Source organism: Ruegeria sp. AL2 (genome assembly GCF_056540845.1).
In genome coordinates this window covers 247,761-264,537 of record NZ_JBQFXM010000001.1, presented here as the reverse complement: position 1 = coordinate 264,537, position 16,777 = coordinate 247,761, and the positions used below count along the sequence as shown (strand labels likewise).

Here is a 16,777-nt window from a genome sequence, read left to right as displayed (position 1 = left end):
GCGCGCACCCTGCGCATTGCAGGACGTAATCGTCAATGGGGCATTCTGATCAGGTTTCCTGAACCGGCGTGTCCTGACTGAAGCTGTTGACCCAGACGTCGTTTCTTCTTTCCCACAAAGATGAAATCAGCATCGCCTCGCGCCGATCTGCACCCGGGCGCAGGTAATCGGCACGGTAGGACAGCAACACGATATCCGGAGTCAGGACACGTAACCAAGCGTCACTCAGATCAAACTCGGCCATCGTTGGCGCATCTGCAAATTGCCCGACGTGATCGTCCCGATTGGCAAACCCCGTGGGATAAACACCCAGAAAATCCGCGCTCAACAAGGCGCGGTCGGCGCTTGCGTCGCCTTCAACCAGCGCCACCCAGACCTGCGTTTCCAGTTCAAGAATGTCCTTTAGTGCAGGGGCGGCTTTGTTGTCCGTCATATCCATACCCAGACCCTGCGAGCCAGATCCTGAAACGTCAACCGGATTGCTTAATGTAAATCTTTTTCACATTACCCCTTGCACCCAACCAAACGATACCCCATCTATGCAATGTGAATAGAGTTTACATCAACCCTGGAGAGCTCAAATGACCGCATTGTCCGACCCCGCCGTCCCCGCGAATCCGGGATGGCTTTACCGAACCGAAGCCTGGCTGGATGACAAAGGCAAAGGGGCCTGGATCGCCGCCATGGTTCTTGGTTTCATCTTCTTCTGGCCCGTTGGCCTTGCCCTGCTGGCCTATATGATCTGGAGCAAACGCATGTTCAGCAAATCCTGCAACCGCCGCAAATCCTGGCACAGCCACATGAGTGCAATGAAGCCCTCGGGCAACAGCGCCTTTGACGCCTACAAAGCAGATACCCTGGCCCGCCTGGAACGCGAACAACAGGATTTCGAAGCCTTCTTGCGCCGCCTGCGTGACGCCAAGGACAAAGCCGAATTCGATCAATTCATGGATGAACGCGCCCGCGAAAGCCATGACGAAGACGGCCAGGGCGAGCCCGCCTGATTGACCTTGCCCTGCCCCGGTGTTTCGGGACAGGGTCCCCCTACCCCTGTTTTACGGACCTATCGAATGAACCATCTGCCCGACCCGGACACCCAACCTGATTTCTATCGTTCGGTGACAACCAAACGCTTCGTTGCCTGGCTGTTCGATATCGCCTTCATTTCGCTGCTTTGCACGGTGGCAATCCTTTTAACCGCCTTTCTGGGTCTGTTTTTTCTGGCCCTGATCTACGCGGTTGTCAGCTTCGTCTACCGGGTAGTGACAATTGCCAACGGCTCAGCCACGCTGGGAATGCGCTTTATGGGGATCGAGCTGCGCGATGCGTTCGGAGAACGAATGGATCTGGGCAAGGCGCTTGCCCACACTTCTGGCTATTTCGTTAGCATGGCCTTTCCCGTGGTCCAGATCATCTCGGTCATCATGATGATGACCAGCGCCCGTGGCCAGGGTCTGACCGACAGTTTTCTGGGCACCGTCATGATCAATCAACGGGCCTGACGCAAGGTTGCGTGAAACACTTGGCGGTCTCGGGAACGGTTGCTATCATCCCTCCCGAGGCTGGATGGGGATTTCATGCGACATACGCTGCCAATTGCGCCACAATTCTATGTCACGGCACCGCAGCCCTGCCCTTATCTTGGCGGCAGGATGGAACGCAAACTGTTCACCGCCCTGCAAGGCGAAGGGGCTGAACAGCTGAACAATTCCCTGTCTCAACAAGGATTTCGCCGGTCGCAGAATGTACTCTACCGGCCTTCGTGCACGGATTGCGCAGCCTGCCTGTCGGCCCGGATCGATGTTTCAGCCTTCCGTCCGACCAAAAGCCAGAAGCGCACGGCAAAGCGGAACGGGTATCTGGAACGCCGCGCAACCTCGCCATGGGCCACGGATGAGCAATACGAGCTGTTTCGCCGCTATCTTGACACCCGGCACGCCGATGGTGGCATGGCTGACATGGACGTTTTCGAATTCGCCGCGATGATCGAGGAAACACCGATCCGCAGCCGCGTTGTGGAATATGCCGATTCTGAAACGGGCGAGTTGATCGCCGTCAGCCTGACCGATGTGCTCGATGACGGGCTAAGCATGGTCTATTCCTTCTACGACCCGGAACAGCCGCAGAACTCACTCGGCACCTACATGATCCTCGACCATATCGACATCGCACGTGAGGCGGGCCTGCCCTATATCTATCTGGGGTACTGGGTCCCCGGCAGTCCCAAGATGGGCTACAAAGCCAAGTTTTCAGGGCTTGAGGCGTATATTCAGGGGGTGTGGCAAAAGATCAGTGATCCGGACGCTTATTCCGGCACATCGCATCACCCCTTGTCGGCGCCGCCAATCGCCGAACAGGTCGCCAATATCCAGCTCCCTGACCGGCATCCGACCAAAGGCTGACCGCGCGATGAAACAAAGCCTGCATGCCGTCACCCTTGTGGTGCCGGATTATGACGACGCCATCTTGTTTTATACAAAGACACTCAGCTTCCAACTCATCAAGGACATCGACCTCGGCCATGGCAAGCGCTGGGTTCTGATCGCGCCTCCAGGTTCGGACAGCGGATGCCTTCTATTGGCAAAGGCTGACGGACCTGAACAAACCGCCGCCATAGGCAACCAGACCGGCAGGCGCGTTGGGTTCTTCCTGCAAACCGATGACTTTTATCGTGACCACGCAGATATGCGCGCTGGGGATGTCCACTTCGAAGAAGACCCACGCCACGAACCCTATGGCATCGTCGCTGTCTGGCGTGATCCCTTCGGCAATCGCTGGGACCTGATCCAGTTCACCTGATCCGCATCTTCATCTGGCTATAAATATCCCGGGGATGAATTGGCCGCAGGCCAAGAAGGGGCTGGCCCCTTGCCCGAAACAAACAGAAAAGGGGGCCAATCGGCCCCCTTTGCAATATTCTCTTCCGGATCGGATCAGTTTGGCATCAGGTCCGGAACGATCGTGACAATCGTCGGGAAGAACCACAAGATCGCGATCCCCATCACCTGGATCAGAACAAACGGAACGATCCCGCGATAAATATGACCTGTTGTGACCTCTTTCGGCGCAACCCCTCGAAGGTAGAACAACGCAAACCCGAAAGGTGGCGTCAGGAACGACGTCTGAAGGTTCACCGCCACCATGATCGTGACCCATTTCGGATCGAACGAGCCGCCATAGATCACCGGGCCCACGATGGGGATCACGATGTAGATGATCTCGAGGAAATCCAGCACGAACCCCAGAATGAACAGCACCAGCATCACGATCAGGAAAACCGTGAACTCGTTGTCAAAGCTCTTCAGGAATTGCTGGATATAATGCTCCCCTCCGAATGAAATCACCACGAGGTTCAGCAACTGCGATCCGATCAGGATGGTGAACACCATCGAGGTCACTTTGGCTGTCTCACGCACCACCGGGGTCAAAACACCGCTGGAATAGAGGACCCAGCATCCGTACAGCAGCCCGAACAGGGCGTACAGGTAGGCCGCATAAGCAATGATGAAGGCGATCCAGGTTTCCACGGTCACACTGCCTTGATTGATACGCAGGTCAAAGTTGACCCCCATCAGCAGTGCAATGACAACGGCGAAGGTCGACCAGATGACCACTTTGCCCGAACGGCCCTGATCCTGCAGCTTGCGATAGGCGGCCAGCATGATCGCGCCACCCGCGCCCAGCGCAGCCGCCGGTGTCGGATTGGTGACACCTCCCAGAATCGAGCCCAGCACCGCGATGATCAGAACAAGCGGCGGGAAGACCACGCGGATCAGATCGTTTGTGGCACAGCGGGCCGCAGCCTCTTTGCAACCATACATGGCCAGCGCGAACGGCAGGGCGAGCAGCACGAAAGTCACGCCAGAGGATGTGGTAGGCGATATTATCAGGATATCGACCAACGCCATCAGCAGCAGCCCGATTGCGCCAAGTATCAGCGGTTGCGGTGACCGCGACGGTGCGATCCCTCGGCCCAGAACCAGGGTCAGACCCAGCAGGACGAGGGTAACCGCCACTCCGGTGCCGATCGGTGCCGCATCGGCAATCCTTTTTTGCTGTTCAGCAGCCAGTTCCTCTTCTGTCAGGCGATGCGCTTGGGTTGTGCCGCCCGCGGCATCAATGGCTTCCTGCTCGGAAACCGCCTGATCCCATGCAGCCTGCCCATGCAGGTCGATCATTGACGCCTTGCATTCTTCCGATACGTTGGTCCGCAGCGACGCACCCTCGCCGATATCCGAGAAGGCCGAGACCGAGATGTTCTGGCTTCCGATCACACCGACATTGCCCAAAAGGACCGCGCCGACGATCAGGGCTACAGGCGCACCCAGCAACCATGTCAGGCCTTCTGACCGCGTAATGGGTTCCCCGGAACCACCGGACACAGCCACAGCGGGCGCTTTGTGTGGATTCAGCAATGCATAACCAAAGGCATAGAGCGCATAGAGCAGCGCCAGCATGATCCCTGGCAACAGCGCAGCCTGGAACAATGTCCCGACCGAGACAACCGCAGGCTCACCCAGATAGGTCAGCGCGTCGGTGCAACCGGCCTCAACAGCCCGGGTTTCCTGGGCTGTCGAATACAGATCTCCTGCCAATGTGCCCAGTAGGACGATCACGATCGACGGCGGAATGATCTGCCCCAAGGTGCCCGATGCCGCGATCACACCGGTCGCCAGTTCCGGCGAATAGTTGTTGCGCAACATGGTTGGAAGCGCCAGCAGGCCCATCGTCACAACGGTCGCGCCAACGATACCGGTCGAAGCCGCCAGAAACGCCCCCACAACCACAATTGACACGGCCAGACCACCCGGAAGCGGGCCAAAAACACGTGCCATCGTCGTCAGCAGATCATTGGCAATCTTCGAACGTTCCAGCGTGATGCCCATCAGAACAAACATGAGCACGGCCAGAAGGGTCTCGATCGATTGTCCGGCCAGAACCCGTTCGTTCATGCGGTTCACGATGAACGAAACGTTGCGGTCCAGCGCGGTTTCCCAGCCCGAGGCAAAAACCGGTTCGGCAAGCCTTGGCAAATCCGGGTATCGGAACACCGATATGGTGTCCGGCTTGATCCCGGAATTCACAAGGTCCCGATAACTTTGCGATCCGACATCAATCGCCTGGTGGATCAGCAACCCCGCACTGTCCAGCGCGGCGATGATGCCAAAGGATATGATCCCCGCCCCGCCGATGGCAAAAGCCACCGGAAAGCCGGAAAGAATGCCCCCGAAAAGGCAAAAGAATACGATAATGAGGCCTATCTCGACGCCATCAAGTCCGAATAGCATTGTCTTTGTCTCCGCCCTTAATGCGCGCCTTCATAGGCTTCTTCGCCCTCACCAAGGCTGTCCTTGTCGAGGTATTTTCCGATGCTGTCCGGCCCTTCCACGTATTCCAGATACGACCGGTACAAAAACGCGATGGCGTGCAGGAACACCATGGCCGCAAAAGCCACCAGAAGGATCTTGAACAGGAAGTAGGCATTGAACCCGTTAGGGCTGAACCCGATGGTTTCCACGTTCCAGCGCAAGGCACGGGACTTGGCCACCAGACGGTCCAGCGCGTCACTGGCCGAAGGGTTCGGCACGATCAGGTGACGCCACAGGAAGAACCAGCCGTACATCCAGGTCAGCACCGCCATTGGCATCATGAACAGCAGCGCACCGCACATATCGACCACGCGCTTGGCGCGGTGGCTGATACCGGCATAGATCAGATCAACGCGCACATGCCCGCCCTGCACAAATGTGTATGTACAGCACAGACAGACGACCATGGCGTTATACAGTTTCAGCTCTTCCGCGAACCAGCTGATATCCATCTGGAACGGAATTCCCAGACCGAAGGACATATCAGGACGGGTAAAGACCCGTTGCATGAATACGATGACAATCTGCTGGATTACCATCAGCAGACCCGCCCAGGCAAAGAACCGCCCTGTGGTGTTTGCAAACCCTTCCAGGCCACGCACGATGGCCCACATAAAGTTTCTGTAATACAACCCGACGGCTGTCAGAACCAGAAAGAAGGTGAACACCACAAAGAAGAATTCGACCGAACCGCCGTAATAGACAAAGCGCATGATCGACGCCTTGTCAGACCAGTCCAGCCAGAGCTGCGGATGCGTGATCGCATATCCGAAATTATAGAAGGCTTCGGCAATGTTCTGAATGAACCAAACCAGTCCATTCCACAGGGCGCCGAAGAACGAGATACCGTTTTCGTCCTGCATGTTGTCCCCAGGTCGTCTCAGTTGCGCGCAGGCCTATTGTGGCTTGCCCAAGTCCTTTCGCGCAACGGGAAAGGTTTCCCCGCAAGGCGCGGGGAAACCGTTTTTCCTTTGGTCAGGAAGATTTAGCCGCGAACACGGTCACGCTGTGCGGTGTAGACACCCGACGACAGGTTGTTCCAGGCCGACGAAGCCGCCATCGACGGCATTGCGCTGTCGTAGATCTTCTTGAACAGCTCGTCGCCCATGTTCTCGTCCAGAACCTCCTGGCTGGCCTTGCCGAACGCATCCCAGACACTGTCGGGGAATTCCAAAACCTTGACGCCACCGGCCTGCAGGCGCTGCAGGGCGGCACCGTTGTTGGCCAGGAACTGCGCCAGGTTCCACTGGTGCGCTTCGGCGGCAGCGATCTCGATGATCTTCTGCTGGGCCGGGGTCAGTTCATTGAACACGTCGCGGTTGGTTGCCAGCGACAGACCTGCGCCCGGCTCGTGGAAGCCCGCGGTGTAGTAGGTCTTGGTGATTTCCTGGAAGCCTGCCTTTTCGTCGGCCCAGGGTCCGATCCACTCGGTTCCGTCAATTGCGCCGGACGACAGCGCCTGATACACTTCGGAACCGGGGATGTTCTGAACGGACGCGCCCAGTTTGCCCAGAGCTTTACCGCCCAGACCGGGCATACGGAACTTCAGACCATTGAAGTCTTCGGGGCTGTTGATCTCTTTCGAGAACCAGCCGCCCGCCTGCGCACCGGTGTTACCGGCCAGGAATGACTTCAGGCCAAAGATTTCGCCCAGCTCATCATGCAGCTCCATACCGCCGTCATGATAGTACCAGTTCACAAGTTCCTGTGCGGTCATGCCGAAAGGCACTGCCGTAAAGAACGCATAGCCCGGGTGCTGACCGACAAAGTAATAGTCAGCGGCGTGATACATGTCGGCCTGGCCGGACGACACCGCGTCAAACACCTCGAACGCGCCAACCAGTTCGCCTGCCGCCTTGATCTCAACATTCAGGCTGCCATCCGACATGGCGTTGATGCTGTCGGCACAACGCTGCGCGCTGTCAAACACGCCAGCCAGACCACGGCCCCACGAGGTCACCATGGTCAGTGTGCGCTGTCCCTGTGCATAGGCCGGAGCCGCCAGAGCGGTTGCTGCGGCTGCCGAACCGCCCAGCGCGGATTTTTTCAGAAATGAACGACGATCCATATGAGTGTTCCTCCCCTTCATAGTCACGATCCGGCAGAACCGGACCTGTCGCATTCAGTGCGCGTCAGCCTAATGTGAGCGAAGCGAAAGGGAATACCTACTACTGCGTAGAGAATCGATTTCTTTGGGGGATGCGGTGAAATTTCCGAATGAAAACTCCAACAAATACGGCCCAAATACCGGAATTTCACCGACCAACGCCAATCTTTTTGCATTTTTGCCGCCGCTTGCGTATCGATTCGTCCATGCAAAGACTCCGACATCTGATTTCGCTGACCTATGCGCAGAAACTGTCGCTGGTGGCCGCAATCCCGCTGGTTGTGGCCGTGGCAGCAATCGCTGTGCTTGTCGCATATGAGGCGCGTGCGACCGCTGAGCGCGAGATCGAAGCCCTGGAGCGCAGCCTGATCGAGGCCAAGAAAGAAGAACTGCGCAACTACGTGACGCAGGCGCGCAATGGTTTTGCCTATATCTATGGCCGCGCTGAACCGGACGATGAGGTGTCGAAGAACCTTGTCTCGCAGATACTTTCGGCAATGATCTATGGGCAGGACGGGTTCTTTTTCGTTTACGATTATGATGGCAACAATCTGGTCAGCCCCCGTCAGACACAATTCATCAACCGCAACTGGGAAGGTCTGACCGACAGCGATGGCACACCTATCGTTGACGAGTTCATTCGCCTCGCCCGTCAGGGAGCCGGGTGGCACAGCTTCATGTGGGAAAAACCCTCGACCGGGGATGAGGCGCAGATGATCGCCTATGTCGTCGGGTTGCAGGACTGGCGCTGGGTCGTGGGTACCGGGGTCTTCATTGACGACATTGTCGCCACGGTCGCCAACGCAAGGGCCGAGGTTGAGACCCGCGTGCAGCGCACCTTCATGTATATCGGCGCCATTGTTGTTGCTGCGGTTCTGATTGTTTTTGCTTCGGGCATGTTGCTGAACATTCGCGAGAGACGGTTGGCGGATGCCAAGTTGAAAGAACTGACGCAGCGTGTCTTCGACGCGCAGGAAGAGGAACGCGGCCGGGTTGCCCGCGAACTGCATGATGGCATAAGCCAGATCCTTGTGGGTGTGCGCTATGCGCTGGACAATGCGCGCCGCCGGCTGTTGCGCGGCGATGATGCAGGCGCGCGCGATCCGCTGGACAAAGGCATTGACCATCTTCGCACCGCTATCACCGAGGTGCGCCGCATCAGCCGCGACCTGCGCCCCGGCGTGCTGGATGACCTTGGCCTTGGACCTGCGTTGAAGGCTCTGACCGACGATTTTCGCGAACGAACCGGGATCGAGACCGAGTTTTCCACCGTCGTATTCCGCAACCGGCTGGATCAGGACAGCAAGATCGCACTCTACCGCATCGCACAAGAGGCGCTGACAAATATCGAACGCCACGCGGATGCCTCTTATGTGACGATTGACCTGCGCGGCCACAAGAAAGGCGCAACCATGCGGATCACCGACAATGGCCGTGGGTTGCGCGCAGAATCCGGAACCCCAACCACCGGCATCGGTCTGCGCAACATGCAGGAGCGAATTGAGCAACTTGACGGATCGCTGCGTATTCTGTCATCACGCGGACCGCGCGGCGGTACGGTAATCGAGGCCAGCCTGCCGCTGAGCCACCTGTTGCCTCCGCAGGAAGACGCAACTCCGAACCGAAAGGCCGGTACATGAGCGCCAAAAACATCCGAGTTCTTATTGTCGACGATCATCCCATGGTGGCCGAGGGCATTCAGTCGATCCTTGAAAGCTACGACGATATCGAAGTGGTTGGAACTCTCGGCAGCGGTCAGGCCGCGGTGGATCAGGCGGTTGGCCTCGCCCCGGATGTCATCCTGATGGACCTGAACATGCCTGGCCTCGGCGGACTCAGCGCCACGGAGATCATTCTGGAACGTCTGCCCGATACGCGCATCCTGATCCTGTCGATGCATGACAGCCCCGAATACATTTCGACCGCGCTCAGCCACGGCGCAAAAGGCTATGTTCTCAAAGATGTCCCAACAGAAGAGATCAAGCAGGCCATCGATGCGGTCATGCGGGGTGAGCAGTATCTGTGCACAGGTGCAAGTGGGTCCCTGAAACCCAAAGGCGACAACGCACGCGAGGCGCTGACTGGGCGCGAGCAAACAATTCTGCTGGAACTGGCTCAGGGCAAATCAAACAAAGAAGTTGCGCAAAAGCTGGATATCTCGGTGCGAACGGTTGAAACGCATCGCAAGAACATCAAGCGCAAACTGGGAATATCCTCGACCGCCGGGCTGACCCGCTATGCGCTGGAACATGGCATGCTGCAAGGCACGGGGGTCGGCTTCTGATCTTTGCGCAACCGCAGCGCGCAGCGCTGCCCGGCCCAAGCAGATAAGACGCGCCACAGGCGCGTTGACGACGGGCGGGAGCCTTGACCTCCGGTAGTGCCCCTTCAATCCAGCAACTGATCTTTTCGCAAACCCGCACGCTCATAATGGTGTGGCAACACGCGTCCATAGAGCTGCTGCGTCCGTTCGATCCCACCACACATGCCTTCGGCCTCGACAAATGAAAAGATACCCACATACCGCCGCCGCGTGCCCTTGACAGGGGCGACCCTGTGCAGGGAGTAGCGGCCTTTGAATATCTGCAAGTCCCCAGGTCGCAGCTCCAACCGATGAACGCGCTCATTGTTTCCGTCCAGAACCGACGCGACCTGATCGAAATTCTCATCCTCGGCTGTGCGCAGATTGGGTGCGTATTCGAATGCACCGCCCTGCTCGCCATTCTGGATCGCCAGTGTCACGGTGTAGTTGTTGGTGTCGAAATGCCAGGGAAAGCCCTGCCCCTCTTCCACGACATTGATGATCACATCTGCCAGAGGGTCATCGTAACGAAAGAAGCGGTCCTCAGGCTCATCCAGCGCATCCCGAATGAAGGGAAGAAATCCGCTAAACTCGTAAATCCTGCGCAAAGGACCGGAATGCGCAAAATTGTCAGCAGGAACAAACGCGTTCGACCGGTCATAGAACCGTCTGATCGGATGGGCGGCGTCGAACCGTGGGTCGTCTTTGGTGAAATAGGCATTTGTGCGATTGAAAGACCGGTGTGCATTGGGCGCCACCTCGTCGGCCTCCTGCACCAACAGCTCGATCCCTTGCGCATGTGCGAAACCCGGCAGAACCGCACAGCCGTCCTGTTCCAACTCGCGCCGCAAATCCCCGATCAATCGCCTGTAAGCTGGCGAATCCGGGCGATCAATCGGATATCGTCCCAGATCTACCAGGTCCTGTAACATGCTCCGCCTCCCTCGTTTGCGACCACAGGGTCAGCGTGACCCAGACAAATCACCGGATCATGCCAGTTTCAGACATCGGCCTGACGCATTCAGACCTTCATACCTGTCCCGCCCTCAGGAAAACGACTGCCCTTTTCCCGGAAATTCCCAGCATGCGGCAATCTGCGCAACAAAATTTCGCAAAATACCGCCATTGAGATAGAAAATTGGTGGATTTGCCTGTTGACGCTCCTCCCCACCGACCATAATGTCCCCTCCAAGCAAAAAGGAGCCTCTGGCGATGAGAACGCTAGTCGTAATCGTAGGAACCACGCGCATGGGCCGGTAACGGTAAACCATAATCGAACCCATGCGCCTCCGAAATTTCGGGGGCTTTTTTTTGTCAAACGCAAGACACATGTCGCGAACGGAGCAAAGCAGATGACACGTGAGATGACCGGCGCAAAGATGGTAGTTCAGGCCCTTAAGGATCAGGGCGTGGACACGGTATTCGGATACCCCGGTGGCGCCGTCCTACCGATCTATGACGAGATCTTTCTGCAAAACGACATTCGTCACATTCTGGTGCGTCACGAACAGGGTGCAATCCACGCCGCCGAAGGCTATGCGCGGTCGACCGGCAAGCCAGGTGTCGCGCTTGTAACCTCTGGTCCCGGTGCCACAAACGCAGTTACCGGCCTGACCGATGCGTTGCTGGATTCGATCCCGATTGTGGTTCTGACCGGACAAGTCCCGACCTTCATGATCGGATCGGATGCCTTTCAGGAGGCCGACACCGTTGGCATCACGCGCCCCTGCACCAAACATAACTGGCTGGTAAAGGACACGAATTCGCTGGCCGAGACGCTGCACGAGGCTTTCCATGTGGCCAAATCGGGTCGTCCCGGCCCGGTTCTGATCGACATTCCCAAGGATGTGCAGTTTGCCACGGGTGAATACAACAGTCCGAAACCTTCGACCTCGCACTACCAGCCTGTGCTGAAAGGCGATCTGGAGGAAATCAACGAGCTTGTTGCAGCCATTGAGAAAGCCAAGAAGCCGGTTTTCTATACGGGCGGTGGTGTCATCAACTCTGGCCCCGCAGCCAGCCAGTTGTTGCGCGAACTGGTGGATTCCACGGGCTTCCCGATCACCTCAACCCTGATGGGTCTGGGCGCTTACCCCGCCTCAGGCGAAAACTGGTTGGGTATGCTGGGGATGCACGGCCTCTACGAGGCGAACCTTGCGATGCACGGCTGTGACCTGATGATCAACATCGGTGCACGGTTCGACGACCGGATCACCGGGCGCATTGACGCGTTCTCTCCAAAGTCGAAGAAAGCCCATATCGACATTGATCCGTCTTCGATCAACAAGGTCATCCGTGTGGATATTCCAATTGTCGGCGACGTGGCGCATGTTCTGGAAGACATTCTGAAGGTGTGGAAGTCACGCGGGCGCAAGACCGATGCAGCGGCTGTCAAGAAATGGCAGGCACAGATCTCTGAGTGGCGTAAGATCAACTGTCTGTCCTACACCAACAGCGAAAAGTCGATCAAACCGCAATATGCGCTGCAACGGCTTGAAGAACTGACGAAAAAGTATGACCGCTATATCACCACCGAGGTCGGCCAGCACCAGATGTGGGCAGCACAGTATCTTGGGTTCGAAGACCCCAACCGCTGGATGACCTCAGGCGGGTTGGGCACTATGGGCTACGGCTTCCCCGCTTCGATCGGTGTGCAGATGGCACATCCGGACGCGCTAGTGATCAACGTCGCCGGTGAAGCCTCGTGGCTGATGAACATGCAGGAGATGGGAACGGCCGTTCAGTACCGTCTTCCGGTCAAGCAGTTCATCCTGAACAACGAACGCCTCGGCATGGTCCGCCAGTGGCAAGAGCTACTGCATGGCGAGCGGTATTCGCATTCCTGGTCCGAAGCCCTGCCCGATTTCGTAAAACTCGCTGAAGCGTTCGGCGCCAAAGGCATCCAGTGTTCCGACCCCGCCGATCTGGACGACGCAATCATGGAAATGATCAACTACGACGGTCCGGTAATCTTCGACTGTCTGGTTGAAAAGCACGAGAATTGCTTCCCGATGATCCCGTCCGGCAAAGCGCATAACGAGATGCTTCTGGGTGAGGCCGAAACGCAGGGCGTGATCGACAGCAAAGGTTCGGTTCTGGTCTGATACCGTCCGAGGATTACCGCCGGGCGACCATTGCGCCCGGAAAACACAGGATGATGAAAGGGACATAAATGTCTGCCCTACATATCAAAAAAGGCTCCAACCGTCATTCGGCCTATAACCTACGGCCTACTTTTTCGGACGTGCAGGAACGCCACACCATTGCCGTGCTGGTCGAAAACGAACCCGGTGTCCTGGCCCGCGTGATCGGACTGTTCTCGGGGCGTGGATATAACATCGAAAGCCTTACCGTGGCCGAGGTGGATCACACAGGACACCTGAGCCGCATCACCATTGTCACCACCGGCACGCCGCAGGTGATCGAGCAGATCAAGGCTCAGCTGGGCCGGATCGTGACTGTCCATGACGTGCATGACCTGACGGTCGAAGGCCCGTCGGTTGAACGCGAACTGGCCATCATCAAAGTCGTAGGTGAAGGCGACAAACGCGTCGAGGCGCTGCGCCTGGCTGACATCTTCCGCGCCAATGTGGTCGACAGCACCTTGAACTCTTTCATATTCGAGATCACCGGCGCGCCGGACAAGATCGACGCTTTTGCTGACCTGATGCGCCCGCTGGGCCTGATGGAAATCGCCCGCACCGGCGTGGCGGCCCTACTGCGCGGCGACTGAACAACATACCCGCCTTGGGACTTTTCTTGCACCCAAGGCGGGAACACTATTTGAGGTTGGTGGGCATTTTTAAAACCAACCCACGCGCCCTTCTATGCGCTAAATTTGCCATAGGGCCGGCTTTTCCGAATAAGGATCAGGTATTTTCACATAAAGCCTATTGCCATTGCGCTTAATGGCATTAGCCTCGATGCCGCAACGCGACGTGGGGATACGTTGCTTGGGGTCAATCTGTACGATTTTTGAATGCGCGCCAGGGTTTGGCCCGGTGTTGCGATGGTTTTTCGGGAAACTCAGCAAGGCGTGGGCATCCATGACCGACGACATTCGCAGCCCGGCTGAACTTCGCGCGATGTTTGGTGCGAACCTGCGGCAACTGGCACGAAGGTATCGGTCAGTCTCGGCACTGTGCCGCAAGCTTGGCGTGAATCGGACGCAATTCAACAGGTATCTTTCGGGCGAAAGTGTTCCACGGCCGGATGTTCTGGATCGCATCTGCCGGTTTTTCGACGTGGATGCGCGCATTCTCCTGAAGCCGCTGGACGAAATTGAAAAGATCGAGGACCACCCCGCAGCGGCGGCCTTGACCGAGTTCCTGGGATCAGGTGTGGACATGATCGCCAGAACTGCGTTTTCTCCGGGGTTTTATGCCGTGATCGAAAGCGTCTCGGCCTCGCACCGTATGACCTTGCTGCACGCCCGACCACTGGCCCAATGCACGTTGATACGCGGATATGTGTCGCGCGCCGCGATGCCCGAAGCAACACCACAGGCGCGCGAAATACAGGGGATCGTCGCCTGCACCGGCAGTTCCGTCTATATGCTGACCTCTCAGCGAGCGGGTCAGAACAGTCGTGTTTATATGATTGCACCCGATCCGACGGGAACAGCAGTTCAGTGGCGCGGCACGGTCATAAGCCCGGCCAACCCTTCGACACCGGAACCCGTGGTTCTGAAATATCTCGGGCACGATGCAACGGCGATTTTCGCCGCTGCACGGTTGTCGACCAACAATCCGGCACAGTATCCCTGACCGGTTTTCTCAGGACGATGTGCCCTCGCCTTCGACTTGGGTGATTTGCCTATACAGGTGCCAACTGGCGTGGCCCAACAGTGGCAGGACCACCAGAAGGCCCAAAAACCAGGGCACCATGGCCAGAAACGTCAAAACAGCGATGATCACCCCCCAGGCAAGCATCACCGGAAAGTTCCCGGACACATAGGTAAAGCTTGCAATCATTGCCGTGACAAAATCCAACTCGCGATCCAGCAGCAGTGGGATCGACAAAACGGTGATCATATACAGAACGGTTGCGAAAACCGCCCCGACCACCGTGCCCACAGCCAGCATTGTCAGGCCATTCGCCGTCAGAAAGACCTCAAGCGAGGATGACACGTTTGTCATCGTGGCCAGCCCAAGGAACAGGGCAAAGATCATGTGCCCCAGAAAAAACCAGAACAGAAACACCACGACGATGATGGCGCAGATCGACGGCAATTGCCTACGGCTTTGTTGCAGCACGACACCAAAGATTGCGCCAAGATCCAGCGGTTCACCCTGTTCCAGCCGGTGCGACACCTCGTAAAGGCCAACAGCGGCAAACGGGCCAATCAACGGAAAGCCAATTGCTGCCAGAACCAGCCAGAAGGTTGTACCAGTCTGGATGGTGACCCATGCCATCGTCCATCCCGCAAGCACGTAGAAACCGGCAAAGATCAACCCGAACTGCGGCGCACACCGAAAGTCGGCCCAGGCGCGCCCCAACGCGGCGCGTAGCATGGCAGTATCTACCGGACGCATGTCCGGAACGCCAAATGGCTTTTCCATTAAGTCTCCTCCCTGATCGGCGTTATGACATCGCCGGCCTCTTGTTGGGCCAGTCGGTTTCGGCGTGATAGGCCGCCCCGACCGACAGCAATTTCTGATCCGATCCTTTTGGTCCAAACAGTTGAAAGCCCATGGGCAAGCCCTGCACACCAAATCCGGCGGGCGCGGCCAGACAAGGCAAGCCGATCAGGCTGACCGGTACCGTGACATGCATCCAGCGATGATATGTATCCATTGCGCAGTCCGCGATCCGTGTGGGGTATGGTGTTTCAATCCCAAACGGCCAAACCTGTGCGGCTGGCAGGACAAGGGCATCAAACTGCTCAAACAGTTCAGCCGCGCGCCGGAACCAGTCTGACCGGATAACACTGGCGTGATGCACATCCATGGCACTCATCGTCAGACCCCGGTCCAGCTCCCACTGGGCTGTGTCTTTCAGGTGGTCCCGTCGTTCAGCCAAGGGTTCAAGCCCTGCGGCAACGCTCCAGGACCGCAGGGTGATCCAACTGGTCCATAACCGTTCGGCATCAAAAGGCGGGGCGACATGTTCAACGCGCGCGCCGAGCATTTCGAACACCTTCATCGCATCTTGGCACAGCTCGAGAATTCCGACCTCTGTTGGAAAGGCCCCGCCCCAATCGCCCAGCCAGCCAATGCGCAGCCCGCTCAGATCTGCTGCGACCACCGGCGACACCGGCGTACAATCTCTGGCCAGCGGCAGGCGTGGATCAGGCCCCGAGATCACATCGAGCAGGAGACCCAAATCTTCGGGACTGCGCGCCATCGGGCCCAGCGTGGACAGTTGATGCAGGAAACTGTCACCCACAGGATCAGACGGCACCCTGCCCCAACTAGGCCGAAAGCCATAGATGTTGTTCCATGCCGCCGGGTTGCGCAGGCTGCCCATCATGTCGGACCCGTCGGCCAATGCCACCATACCCGTCGCCAAAGCCACTGCTGCCCCACCGGATGAGCCACCGCAGGTGAAACTGGCATCATACGGGTTGCGCGTCGCACCATAGACCGGGTTGAACGTGTGCGAACCCAGCCCGAACTCCGGCGTATTGGTCTTGCCGATCAGGATGGCGCCTGCGGCCCGCATCCTAGCGGCAATCAGATCATCCCTGTCAGGGACGACATCCCTGAAAACAGGCGATCCATGCGAAGAGACAATACCTGCTACATTGACCAAATCCTTGACCGCAATTGGCAAGCCGTGCAGCGGGCCAGTGACGGGGCCGCTGTCGCGGGCCTGTGCTTCGGCCATCAGTTCACTCTTGTCCCGCAGCGCCACGATGGCGTTCACGTCACCGTTGACCTTGGCAATGCGATCCAGCGTGGCCTGCATGACTTCCGTGGCCAAAACCTGTCGTGTAGCCAGTTGGTTCAGAAGCTCTGTGGCAGATATCCGGGTCAGGTCCATAACACGCCAGTCTAT

17 protein-coding genes are annotated in these 16,777 nt (G+C 57.6%); 9 read left to right on the top strand and 8 right to left on the bottom strand.

Features of this window, described 5'->3' with window-relative positions; all coding sequences use genetic code 11:
* Window positions 1-49: 49 nt before the first annotated feature.
* Window positions 50-433, bottom strand: a complete 384-nt coding sequence (locus ACR0ID_RS01315) for a DUF4440 domain-containing protein (protein WP_480517391.1) — start codon at window positions 431-433, stop codon at window positions 50-52.
* Window positions 434-581: 148 nt separating this feature from the next.
* Between ACR0ID_RS01315 and ACR0ID_RS01310 the strand changes: the two genes are divergently transcribed.
* The 4 genes from ACR0ID_RS01310 (at window position 582) to ACR0ID_RS01295 (ending at window position 2,799) form a co-directional block, all read left to right on the top strand.
* The gene (locus ACR0ID_RS01310; RefSeq protein WP_480603311.1) at window positions 582-1,004 is read left to right on the top strand and encodes a DUF2852 domain-containing protein; all 423 of its coding nucleotides are present in this window, start codon (window positions 582-584) and stop codon (window positions 1,002-1,004) included.
* A gap of 66 nt (window positions 1,005-1,070) precedes the next feature.
* Complete coding sequence (locus tag ACR0ID_RS01305; protein ID WP_480603308.1) at window positions 1,071-1,502, top strand: RDD family protein; 432 nt, start codon at window positions 1,071-1,073, stop codon at window positions 1,500-1,502.
* A gap of 75 nt (window positions 1,503-1,577) precedes the next feature.
* Window positions 1,578-2,402, top strand: a complete 825-nt coding sequence (locus tag ACR0ID_RS01300) for an arginyltransferase (RefSeq protein WP_480603305.1) — start codon at window positions 1,578-1,580, stop codon at window positions 2,400-2,402.
* A gap of 7 nt (window positions 2,403-2,409) precedes the next feature.
* Window positions 2,410-2,799 carry a VOC family protein gene (locus ACR0ID_RS01295; protein WP_480603303.1) on the top strand — a complete coding sequence of 130 codons (390 nt, stop codon included), beginning with the start codon at window positions 2,410-2,412 and terminating at the stop codon, window positions 2,797-2,799.
* A gap of 134 nt (window positions 2,800-2,933) precedes the next feature.
* Here the strand turns inward: ACR0ID_RS01295 and ACR0ID_RS01290 are convergent, their stop codons facing one another.
* The 3 genes from ACR0ID_RS01290 to ACR0ID_RS01280 all read right to left on the bottom strand — a co-directional run bounded on the left by ACR0ID_RS01290 (window position 2,934) and on the right by ACR0ID_RS01280 (window position 7,437).
* A complete protein-coding gene (locus tag ACR0ID_RS01290; protein WP_480493007.1) occupies window positions 2,934-5,288 on the bottom strand; it encodes a TRAP transporter large permease in 2,355 nt (784 codons plus the stop codon).
* A 17-nt stretch (window positions 5,289-5,305) separates the two neighbouring features.
* Entirely contained in the window at window positions 5,306-6,232 is a 927-nt protein-coding gene (locus ACR0ID_RS01285) for a TRAP transporter small permease subunit (RefSeq protein ID WP_480553749.1), read from the bottom strand.
* A 122-nt stretch (window positions 6,233-6,354) separates the two neighbouring features.
* Entirely contained in the window at window positions 6,355-7,437 is a 1,083-nt protein-coding gene (locus ACR0ID_RS01280) for a TRAP transporter substrate-binding protein (RefSeq protein ID WP_480473301.1), read from the bottom strand.
* A 245-nt stretch (window positions 7,438-7,682) separates the two neighbouring features.
* Here ACR0ID_RS01280 and ACR0ID_RS01275 point away from each other — a divergent pair, with 245 nt between their 5' ends.
* Both ACR0ID_RS01275 and ACR0ID_RS01270 read left to right on the top strand, forming a co-directional pair.
* Window positions 7,683-9,116: a cache domain-containing protein gene (locus ACR0ID_RS01275; RefSeq protein ID WP_480473303.1), complete on the top strand. Its 1,434-nt coding sequence runs from the start codon at window positions 7,683-7,685 to the stop codon at window positions 9,114-9,116.
* Window positions 9,113-9,760, top strand: coding sequence for a response regulator transcription factor (locus ACR0ID_RS01270; RefSeq protein ID WP_267363844.1), 648 nt, complete (start codon window positions 9,113-9,115; stop codon window positions 9,758-9,760). The genes ACR0ID_RS01275 and ACR0ID_RS01270 overlap by 4 nt, the downstream gene beginning before the upstream one ends.
* Window positions 9,761-9,864: 104 nt before the next feature.
* On the opposite strand, the gene ACR0ID_RS01265 is transcribed toward ACR0ID_RS01270, so the two are convergent.
* A complete protein-coding gene (locus ACR0ID_RS01265) occupies window positions 9,865-10,710 on the bottom strand; it encodes a HalD/BesD family halogenase (RefSeq protein ID WP_480493005.1) in 846 nt (281 codons plus the stop codon).
* 114 nt (window positions 10,711-10,824) lie between these two features.
* Window positions 10,825-11,061, bottom strand: a complete 237-nt coding sequence (locus ACR0ID_RS01260; protein ID WP_480473309.1) for a hypothetical protein — start codon at window positions 11,059-11,061, stop codon at window positions 10,825-10,827.
* A gap of 69 nt (window positions 11,062-11,130) precedes the next feature.
* Here ACR0ID_RS01260 and ACR0ID_RS01255 point away from each other — a divergent pair, with 69 nt between their 5' ends.
* The 3 genes from ACR0ID_RS01255 to ACR0ID_RS01245 all read left to right on the top strand — a co-directional run bounded on the left by ACR0ID_RS01255 (window position 11,131) and on the right by ACR0ID_RS01245 (window position 14,544).
* On the top strand, window positions 11,131-12,882 hold the full coding sequence (locus tag ACR0ID_RS01255; RefSeq protein ID WP_480473311.1) for an acetolactate synthase 3 large subunit: 1,752 nt from the start codon (window positions 11,131-11,133) through the stop codon (window positions 12,880-12,882).
* 68 nt (window positions 12,883-12,950) lie between these two features.
* The gene (gene ilvN / locus ACR0ID_RS01250; protein WP_209503637.1) at window positions 12,951-13,511 is read left to right on the top strand and encodes an acetolactate synthase small subunit; all 561 of its coding nucleotides are present in this window, start codon (window positions 12,951-12,953) and stop codon (window positions 13,509-13,511) included.
* Between the two features lie 313 nt (window positions 13,512-13,824).
* On the top strand, window positions 13,825-14,544 hold the full coding sequence (locus tag ACR0ID_RS01245) for a helix-turn-helix domain-containing protein (RefSeq protein WP_480603300.1): 720 nt from the start codon (window positions 13,825-13,827) through the stop codon (window positions 14,542-14,544).
* Between the two features lie 9 nt (window positions 14,545-14,553).
* Here ACR0ID_RS01245 and ACR0ID_RS01240 read toward each other — a convergent pair whose 3' ends face one another.
* Complete coding sequence (locus ACR0ID_RS01240) at window positions 14,554-15,339, bottom strand: DUF2189 domain-containing protein (protein ID WP_480603298.1); 786 nt, start codon at window positions 15,337-15,339, stop codon at window positions 14,554-14,556.
* Between the two features lie 22 nt (window positions 15,340-15,361).
* Window positions 15,362-16,762 (bottom strand): amidase, encoded by a 1,401-nt coding sequence (locus ACR0ID_RS01235; protein ID WP_480603296.1) that lies wholly within the window; start codon window positions 16,760-16,762, stop codon window positions 15,362-15,364.
* Between the last annotated feature and the right edge of the window lie 15 nt (window positions 16,763-16,777).